This window comes from Nostoc sp. DedQUE05, from assembly GCF_034530955.1.
Lineage (GTDB): Bacteria > Cyanobacteriota > Cyanobacteriia > Cyanobacteriales > Nostocaceae > Nostoc.
The window spans coordinates 1-9,477 of sequence record NZ_JAVRCB010000089.1 but is presented as its reverse complement, the minus strand read 5'-3'; the positions used below and the strand labels follow the sequence as shown (position 1 = coordinate 9,477).

Here is a 9,477-nt window from a genome sequence, read left to right as displayed (position 1 = left end):
TAGAGAAATACCCGTGTTTCCATGATTCATCCCGCATTTATGCAACGCCGCTTTTGGAAATGTAGAAAGGTGCGTTAGCGTAGCTCACCGTAGATAGCACCTATAGTGGTATTTTCGCCAAGGGATAGTTTGAAAGTAGCTCAGGAAAAGATCAGGGAATACATAGATAATGGTGTGCGTTTGGGTTGGTTAATTAATCGTAAATCTCGACAAGTAGAGATTTATCGGCAAGACCAAGAGGTAGAGGTATTGGAATCGCCTGTTACTTTGTCAGGAGAAGATGTTTTACAGGGGTTTATTTCAAACCTTGAGGCGATTTGGTAACTGACATAACCAATTTATTACAAACCAATAAAAGTAATTAATAAAACAGCGTGAGTATTATACCCAAAGAGATAAGTATAATTTGTGAGGACTTTAAATATAAAAAGACCAGCCTCCCACAGCTGGTCTAAAAAATATTTTTGCGTTGTCTTCTCAAGAGAGTTAAAACCCAATTACGCGTTCCTAAAATGCAACGGGCAACTTTTCTTAACAATATTGTAACAGCCAACACAGATTTTTCCAGAATATTCATCAAAAAAAGATATGGACAAAGCTTAAAAGCCTCTATCTATCAGGATAATTCAGCAGATCGCAAGGTATAGATGGCAGAGATAAAGGCAGACAAGGGAGAAAATTTTACCTTGTCTCCCTTATTCTTCTTATCCCCGCGTCAGTCTTAACCAATCGATTTCAACTTGACAGGCTACTGATGCTGGGAGCGATTTCTGCATCTGTTGGTGTTTCGCCCACGCGGAGGATTTTAGCCCCCAATTGCTGCAACTTGATATCAAGTCGATCGTAGCCGCGATCGAGGTGTTGTAAACCCTGAATTGTGGTTTGTCCTTCTGCCGCTAGTCCGGCGATGACTAACGCTGCCGATGCTCGTAAGTCTGTACCTAATACTGGTGCACCAGATAATTTTGGTACTCCCCGAACGAAAGCAGCATTGCCTTTGACACGAATATCTGCCCCCAAACGATTCAACTCTGAGGCATGACGCAAGCGATTTTCAAAGACGGATTCGTTAATTACGCTGTCGCCTTCTGCCACTGCTAGCAAAGCCATGAATGGTGCTTGCATATCTGTGGGGAAACCTGGATGGTATTGAGTTTCAATATCCGTTGCCTTAAGGGTTTCCGCTGGCAGAATGTGTAATTGGTTAGGCTTTTCATCAATTATTGTCACTCCAATATCCCGCAACTTGGCAATTACTGGGATGAGATGTTCTGGAGCCACTGGCGAGAGAAGAAGTTCTGAGCGGGTAATTGCTGCTGCTAGCAAAAACGTCCCAGCCTCAATGCGATCGGGAATAATGCTGTAGTCAACAGAATGCAACTTGGGGACTCCTTCGATAATAATTCTGCTAGTCCCTGCGCCCTTAATCTTCGCTCCCATCGCGTTACAGAAGTTAGCTAGATCGACTACTTCCGGTTCTCTGGCAGCATTTTCGATGATCGTTTCACCCTCTGCTAGGGTAGCCGCCATCATCAAATTTTCCGTAGCTCCAACGCTGGCAATGTCTAAGTAAATGTTCGCACCTTTTAATCTCCGGCTGCTGCCAGGGACGTAGGCATTACAAATGCCATGCTCAATTTGTACTTCTGCTCCCATTGCTTGCAGTCCTCGAACATGCAAGTCAACTGGTCTTGCCCCAATCGCACAACCGCCTGGTAACGGCATCTGTGCTACTCCCAGTCTTGCCAGAATGGCTCCAATGGCGAAAAAACTCGCTCTCAACTGGGTAACTAATTCGTAGGGAGCTTTTGATGTTTTAATGTCGCTGGCATTGATGTCTAAAATGTCACCTTGCCGGGTTAATTGCACACCCAAAGCCGATAACACCTGACCCATCCGCTCTACGTCCGCTAACAAAGGGACATTACGGATACGACAATCGCCCGGACACAGCAAGGCTCCAGCCATGATTACCAGTGCTGAATTTTTTGCCCCGCTAATTTTTACATGACCCCGCAAAGGATGCCCACCCCAAATTTGCAAGACTGAGGAGTCTGCTTCTGGAGTAATTTTGGCATCTGGTAAGATGGTAGAAGGATTAATAAGCTTACCTCCAAAAGTAATACGTATTTTATATGTTTGAAGTTGGTTTTGATTCTACAGTAAAGATTCAAAATGTCCACGTTTTAAAGCACTGTTTGGTATAAAAAAATTTTTTTTTGGGTGAAAATGCAGGCTGTAAACAAGCAATAGCAAGCTTTTTGAGATTTTTAAAAAATTTAAAAAAATAATCAATCAGCAGTAGTTTTAAGCAAAATTAAATACTCAGTAAAATAACTTAAGTATTCTCTAAAAATCAATGCTGTACTGTCGAGTTAATATTTTGATTCGACCTTGTACCTGAAAAACACGTTTCCAGTTAGAAACTTTTAAGTAGGCATTATGCTTTATACTTGACAAAGGTAAAACATAACGCAATAATAAGAAATTGTCGATAAGCACAAATGCCAGCGGAACTGGCGGAATGGCAGACGCGCTAGATTCAGGTTCTAGTGCCGCAAGGCTTCCGGGTTCAAGTCCCGGGTTCCGCATACTATCTAAGTTAGAAGTTATAAGTTAAGAGTTATAAGCTGAAAAACAACTAAATTAACTCCTAACTATTAATTTCTAACTCTTAACTTTTTGATGTTGACCAGTTTACAGAATTCCCTAGTCAAACAAATTCGCAAGCTGCACTCCACCAAGGAGAGGCATAAGCAACAGTTATTTTTACTAGAAGGGACGCACTTGTTAGAAGAAGCTTGTGCGGTCAATTACCTGCTAGAAACAGTGTGTTGTACCCCAGATTGGCAAATCGCCCATCCTTCGCTGTGGGAAGAAGCTTGTAGCCGATGCGATCGCGCCGAAATTGTCAGTAGAGAAGTTTTGGATGCGATCGCTACCACAGTCCAACCGGATGGTGTGGTGGCAACGGCAAAACGAAGCCAACGCCAAACTCAACTACCATTGACTGGTTTAGTGCTAGCTTTAGAGACGATACAAGATCCCGGCAACCTGGGTACGATGATTCGCACCGCCGCCGCCGCGGGAGCATCAGGGTTGTGGGTCAGTGGAGATAGTGTAGATTTAGATAGTCCTAAAGTTCTACGTGCTTCCGCAGGGCAATGGTTTCGCCTCGCAACAGCCGTAACCGAAGATTTAAAAGCGACAGTCCAACAAAGTCAGCAGGCAGGAATGCAGGTAGTGGCAACCTTACCCAATGCGACTTTAACTTATTGGGAAGTGGACTGGCGAAAACCCAGTATGATTTTACTGGGAAATGAAGGTGCTGGATTGTCAGCAGATTTAGCAGCGATCGCAGATCGGCAAGTCAGAATTCCTTTGAGTCCTGGAGTGGAATCTTTGAATGTGGCGATCGCAGCCGCTTTAATGTTGTACGAAGCTCAACGGCAATTGATTTGTCAGTAGTGAATTTTAACTTTTTACCCCAATTGGGTTTTTGTTTTTTCTTCGAGATATTGTTCAATATCAGCAACTGCGTCCTCAAGAGCTGCTAAATCAATATCTATCAAGTCTTCGTCGAGTTCTACTTCCGTGAAAGTACTAGTATGCAGTTGGGGGATTTCTTCTTCCTCAGTTGAAATTTCTTGTAAGATATCCTCCAACTGTTCGAGGGATTGTTGAAATACTTGATCGGCAGCGCGGCGCTGTTCTGGGTGACTTTGCTCCATAATATTAACTTGAAAATCCTGATTTACTGACTTAATTTTGATTCTAGTTCCTACAGATTTAAATTTTGCACTTATAACATCATAGTTGTGTGCTGTATCAACTTTAGCAGTGGTTATCAAGAATATCGATAGCTGTCTCCAATTGCTAAGACTGGAGATTTATGGCGATGCTATGGGTACACTAAATTAAGTTTGGCTATGTTTAGGTAAGTTTTATAAAACAGGTCTAATACTTAATTTGATAGACTATCCTAAATTTGAAATTATAAAAACTGGTAGCTCAGGGCTGATTACTAACTATGAGTGAAGCCTTATTCTGTATCGAAAATTTGCGAGTTGCCTATCCTGCTCGGAGTGGAGAAGAAGCAACCTGGGCGGTTGATGATGTATCTTTCACCTTGAAACCAGGTGAAAGAATGGGATTGGTGGGAGAGTCAGGTTGTGGTAAATCAACTATCGGACGGGCAGTAATGCGTTTACTACCATCCTCTAGCCGTATTCAGGGACGGGTGACATTTCAAGGACAGTCAGTGTTTGACTTGACACCTAACCAGTTGCGGAAATTTCGGGGAGAAGCGATCGCTTTAATTTTTCAAGATCCCATGACACGCCTCGATCCTTTGATGACCATTGGTAAGCATTGTATCGAAACCCTCCAGGCGCACTCACCAGAATTATCAACGCGGGAAGCTAAAGAAAAAGCACTTGCTACCTTGGCAAAAGTGAATATTCCAGTCAGTCGTTGGAATCAGTATCCTCATGAGTTTAGCGGTGGAATGCGACAACGGGTAGCGATCGCTTTAGCTTTACTTCTCAACCCCAAATTTATTGTTGCTGACGAACCCACTACCAGTTTAGATGTCACCGTATCCGCGCAGATATTGCAAGAATTAACTCGCCTGTGCGGTGAAGAAAATATGGGATTGCTGCTGATTTCTCACGATTTAGCAATGGTGGCTGAGTACTGCGATCGCATTGGCGTGATGTACAACGGCAAAATGGTCGAAATGGGTTCTACAGAAACCGTATTTAGGCAACCTCAACATGAATACACGCGATCGCTTTTAAAAGCAGCATTACATATTCAAGCAGTAACTGATAGTGGAGAATTGATAATTGCAAATGACGAAGAAAAGCAATTACCGATTATTAATCAGCAATCTCCAATTTTGAGTGTTACAGAACTCAAGCAACACTACACTATAGAACCTAACTTTATCGAACGACTGCTTAACACACAAACGCAGACAATTAAAGCAGTAGATGGAATCAACTTGGATCTTTATTCAGGAGAAATTCTCGGTTTAGTCGGGGAATCAGGTTGTGGTAAAAGCACACTATCACGAACAATATTGCAACTAATTCGTCCCACTAGTGGCAAAGTTGAGTTTTTAGGACAGGATTTAACTAAACTATCGCGTCAAGAAATTCGTTCCTCGCGGCGACAAATACAAATGGTTTTTCAAGACCCTCATGCTTGTCTCAATCCAGCGATGACAGTGGGACAAAGTATTGCAGATCCTTTATTTATCCACAATTTAGCCAATCCTGCCAAAGCAAAAGAACAGGTTTTGTGGATGCTAAATAAAGTTGGCTTAACACCGCCAGAAGTGTATTATGAGCGTTATCCATCGGATTTGTCTGGTGGGCAACAACAACGAGTAGCGATCGCTCGTGCTTTGATTACTCACCCGAAACTCTTAATCTGCGATGAGCCAGTGAGTATGTTAGACGCCAGCGTTCAGTCGCAGGTGCTAGATTTGATGTTGCAATTAAAGGAAGAATTTGAGTTAACTTATCTATTTATCACTCACGATCTTTGGTTAGCTCGATTTTTATGCGATCGGATTGCCGTAATGAATGGTGGTAAAATTGTCGAACTTGGTCTGACAAAAAAGATTTTTGCCAATCCTCAGCACCCTTATACCAAAACTTTACTAGCTGCTGCTCCCTTACTAGCACGCGCTTAACTAAAAGACTTTCAGTAAAAAAACACTCCATCGTAGTAAGGGCGCAAAGGTTTACGCCCTTAGAAATCTACAAATAATTTGGGATAATTTATTTTTTGCAAGTCCCTAAATAAAATCAGAAGTTAGAAGTTTTAAACTCCTAGTTCCTCACTCCTAACTCCTAACTATCTTCCCTTCCTTCAACTAATCTAGTTGGTTCTCCACTCGAACTATAAAGTTCAACGAATCTTTTAAATAGCAATGCAGTCTCGTGATTTGAAGTTTTACTTAAGTTGAATAAACGCCCTATATTTTTTTCAGCTAAAGCTCTTAAATACGGCAAATCTTCAAATAGAGTCAAGCAAGAAGCAAAATGCAATATTATTTGTAATAATGGCTTTGGCCAGTCTAAGTCACTATAAATATCTATAAAAAATTGATGTTCTGAATCATTTAACGGGAAAGCATGAAATATAACAATTATTCTTTTGTTATTGTAAACTGGGATACTTAGTTCAACAGTGTAAGGGCTGTGTAATATTAAATCCACCTCTACAATAGGTTGTCGCCAAATTCTCAAAGGATTAGCTGGTGAGTCTAATATTGTTTGAAATTTAATTATCCCACCAGTACTTGTGGGCTGAAAGTGGCTAATTTGAAAAATTTTTAGGTTGTTAAGGCTAAATTTATGAACTGTTTCCAAATGCTTTAAGCTCAATAGATGATAAATTTGGCAAATATAAGGAAACGGTAAAATATACTCCTGGCTTATCATGTGGAGCTTTTTTATTTGAAGCTTATTAGCTTGAGTGCGATCCAGATATTCTTGATACTGGCTGGGGTCTAAATCATTACTATTGAAGCTTTCTTCCGGCTTTAGATATAACCAACTCACAAAAAAGAAAGAGGCTGTAAATAGCTGAAATATTTCTATAGGAGATAAATAACCATCGGTAAATGCGGCTATACTCCTATCAGTTATTCCAAAAAGCCAAGATGGAATCCCAAAAACCCAAATACTATTTTTTATTTGATCTATAAAAAGCGCTATTTCAACAACTTTTGAAATATTAGTATTTTGATTAGTACTAAATTTATCATTAATATTCAAACAATTAATAGACATAGTAATTTTGCTTAACTTTAATTGATTGTTTTATATTAATTTTAAATAATAATATATGAGATCAACCTCTATCTTTAGCTATATATAACTTGTACTTATTAAATAGAATTGAAACCCAGCTTTTATTAGGATAACGAGATGTGTAATTTTTTGTTATATAAAATCCTAAAAAATCTATGTGTTCATTCAGTATAGAATTATTTGTAATCTATCCTGCTAAAGGAATTGAGATATTATTTTCTGATAGAAAGCTTGGAGTAGAAAGGAGTAGATAAATCTTTAGATAAAAATTTTATTTGTTCTGGGATGATAAATTTATCTATTTCTCTAGCATGAGTACTGAATCATGCTTTAGAAAGAAAAAGTTATAACTTAAAAAGTTCCTCTGTTAAATAAAATACATTAAGTAGGGTGTTGTAATTTTGCTCTAGTTATAACAGCAGTGGTGGCTTTTATAGTGGCGCATTGCATACTTGGTACTAAGGTTAGACATTATCTTATCTAAGGTAGACTATCCCTATCTGACAAAGTATCTGTGACAATTACGATAGAAACCGTAGAATTGCTACTATTAACACTGTATTATTCTTAAATATTTTCTGAAGATTTTTTCTGAGACGGTAGCAATGACCATTCGCCATGCGACTGAAACTGACTTGCCAGCAATAGTGGCAATTTACAACACTGCAATTCCTAGCCGCATGGCAACCGCTGACTTAGAACCAGTATCTGTGGAAAGTCGCCTTGCTTGGTTTAAAGGGCGATCGCCTTCACAACGCCCACTTTGGGTAATCGAAGTAGAAGGAGTAATTGCTGGATGGCTTAGTTTCCAATCCTTTTATGGTCGACCTGCCTATAGTAAGACTGCCGAAATTAGTATTTATATCGCCCCTAGCTTTCATCGATGTGGTTTGGGACGACAACTCTTAGCACAAGCAATTAGTGAAAGTCCTAGTTTGGGTATAAAGAGCCTAGTATGCTTCATTTTTGCCCACAATCAGCCCAGTTTAAAACTCTTTGAGACATTTGGTTTTCAACGCTGGGGACATTTGCCTAAAATTGCCGAACTTGATAGCGTTGAACGGGACTTAGTAATCATGGGGCTGCAAATTAGTAAACCTGTTGTTTAAAGCGATCGCTATTTTCTGAGACTTGTAAATTAAGTTTGGTAACAAACGATCTGAATTTATTGCCCGTAACCATTGCCATGATTCTCAGGTAATTCTTAGATAATTAGTAAGCGATCGCTTTTTTCTCATTTTTTCTAATTTCAGATTGTAGTCTAACCAAAATCCACTATTTTCAACTGTGTCTACAAACTAGTTGATTGAACTCGCTATCACATTACAAGAAAGATATTGTGTTAGGCTTTGAGCCTCCAAAAATGCCAGGACTTAAGCAATTGGCACAGTGCGATCGCTAGCCAGTAGTACATAGGACTTGCTGAAAAAGTAACAAAAAGCCTTGTGCTTTTAAATCTCCTGATTCATTGAGGAGCTTCATAGAGAAATAAAGCAACTAACTGGCATTGAATCATCTCAATGCTGTCAAGCCCGTCTTCAAAGAAATCATATTGCTTGAGTTATCTTAGTTTGGCTAAGACTGAAAAGTTTAGCTTATCAAACAGGTAAAACTATTTACAAGCTCAAGTACAATTTGCTTTCTAATTATTTAATTGAGCAACTAAAACGTCCAGATATTGCGATGTCTTCTGTGTAGTTTTTGGGTGCTCGGTGCGCTTCGCACACCATTGCTTGTGCCAGTTGCATAAGTCCTGAATGCGACATTACAATGACTTTGCAGTAGGATGATTTGCCTCTTTCTATTTAAAGTACAATCCTCATACTTAAATCTAACCACTTCGATTGAGTAATCGGCGCGCTGCTAGAAATATAGTCAACACCAGTTTCCGCCACAGCGCGAATCGTTTCCAAAGTCACATTCCCCGAAGCTTCAATTTTTACCTGGCTCTCTTGTTGGTGAATCAACTCTACCGCCTGGCACATTAGATCCAAAGGCATATTGTCTAGCATAATAATGTCAACCTTGTGCTGCAAAGCTTCTTTCACTTGCTCTAAACTTTCAGTCTCTACCTCTATAGTCAAGGGATAAGGAATCTGAGAACGAATACGGGTAACAGCTTCTCCAATTCCGCCAGCCGCAGCAATGTGATTATCCTTAATCATCACCGCATCATCCAACCCCATGCGGTGATTAATCGCCCCACCCAAAGCAGTCGCGTACTTTTCTAACAGTCTTAGCCCTGGCGTAGTTTTACGCGTATCCACCAACTGAGCAGGTAAATCAGCAATTTTCTCTACATATATATTAGTCAGCGTAGCAATTCCACTTAACCGCATAGCCAAATTGAGTGCGACTCGTTCCCCCATCAGCAGCGCATCCAGCGAACCATGAATTTCAGCTACCACCTGTCCCGGCTCACACCATGCACCTTCAGCCGCAACCGCCACAAAGCTAACTTTTTCATTCAAAATCTGAAACACCCTAGCTGCAACTGGTAAGCCAGCAATTATCCCTGAAGCTTTAGCCATCCATTTAGCAGAGCCTAGGGTCACATCTTCTACTAGTAAAGTATTTGTAGTGCGATCGCCCCTACCAATATCCTCCAATAACCAGCTACGCAAAAGAGGATCTAAAACCAGCCAGGGAG

General features: G+C 40.3%; 7 protein-coding genes, 1 tRNA gene and 2 pseudogenes. 6 read left to right on the top strand and 4 right to left on the bottom strand.

What is annotated here, in order from left to right; genetic code table 11:
- Window positions 1–102: 102 nt before the first annotated feature.
- Window positions 103–324, top strand: a pseudogene (locus tag RMZ42_RS34430) (Uma2 family endonuclease); the annotation flags it as partial.
- 411 nt (window positions 325–735) lie between these two features.
- On the opposite strand, the gene murA reads toward RMZ42_RS34430, so the two are convergent.
- Window positions 736–2,103 carry a UDP-N-acetylglucosamine 1-carboxyvinyltransferase gene (murA, locus tag RMZ42_RS34425; RefSeq protein WP_322675649.1) on the bottom strand — a complete coding sequence of 456 codons (1,368 nt, stop codon included), beginning with the start codon at window positions 2,101–2,103 and terminating at the stop codon, window positions 736–738.
- A gap of 407 nt (window positions 2,104–2,510) precedes the next feature.
- Here murA and RMZ42_RS34420 point away from each other — a divergent pair.
- Window positions 2,511–2,591 (top strand) — tRNA-Leu (locus RMZ42_RS34420).
- A 94-nt stretch (window positions 2,592–2,685) separates the two neighbouring features.
- The gene (locus tag RMZ42_RS34415; protein WP_322675648.1) at window positions 2,686–3,468 is read left to right on the top strand and encodes an RNA methyltransferase; all 783 of its coding nucleotides are present in this window, start codon (window positions 2,686–2,688) and stop codon (window positions 3,466–3,468) included.
- A 14-nt stretch (window positions 3,469–3,482) separates the two neighbouring features.
- Here the strand turns inward: RMZ42_RS34415 and RMZ42_RS34410 are convergent, their stop codons facing one another.
- A complete protein-coding gene (locus tag RMZ42_RS34410; RefSeq protein ID WP_322675647.1) occupies window positions 3,483–3,731 on the bottom strand; it encodes a hypothetical protein in 249 nt (82 codons plus the stop codon).
- A 299-nt stretch (window positions 3,732–4,030) separates the two neighbouring features.
- On the opposite strand from RMZ42_RS34410, the gene RMZ42_RS34405 reads away from it, so the two are divergent.
- A complete protein-coding gene (locus RMZ42_RS34405; RefSeq protein ID WP_322675646.1) occupies window positions 4,031–5,701 on the top strand; it encodes an ABC transporter ATP-binding protein in 1,671 nt (556 codons plus the stop codon).
- Window positions 5,702–5,861: 160 nt separating this feature from the next.
- Here the strand turns inward: RMZ42_RS34405 and RMZ42_RS34400 are convergent, their stop codons facing one another.
- Entirely contained in the window at window positions 5,862–6,806 is a 945-nt protein-coding gene (locus RMZ42_RS34400; RefSeq protein WP_322675645.1) for a hypothetical protein, read from the bottom strand.
- Window positions 6,807–7,432: 626 nt separating this feature from the next.
- On the opposite strand from RMZ42_RS34400, the gene RMZ42_RS34395 reads away from it, so the two are divergent.
- On the top strand, window positions 7,433–7,936 hold the full coding sequence (locus RMZ42_RS34395) for an N-acetyltransferase family protein (RefSeq protein ID WP_322675644.1): 504 nt from the start codon (window positions 7,433–7,435) through the stop codon (window positions 7,934–7,936).
- Between the two features lie 358 nt (window positions 7,937–8,294).
- Window positions 8,295–8,525 (top strand): annotated as a pseudogene (locus tag RMZ42_RS34390) (transposase); the annotation flags it as partial.
- Between the two features lie 107 nt (window positions 8,526–8,632).
- On the opposite strand, the gene nadC reads toward RMZ42_RS34390, so the two are convergent.
- Window positions 8,633–9,477, bottom strand: an 845-nt coding sequence (gene nadC, locus RMZ42_RS34385; RefSeq protein ID WP_322675643.1) for a carboxylating nicotinate-nucleotide diphosphorylase, incomplete at its 5' end; no start/stop codon positions are given.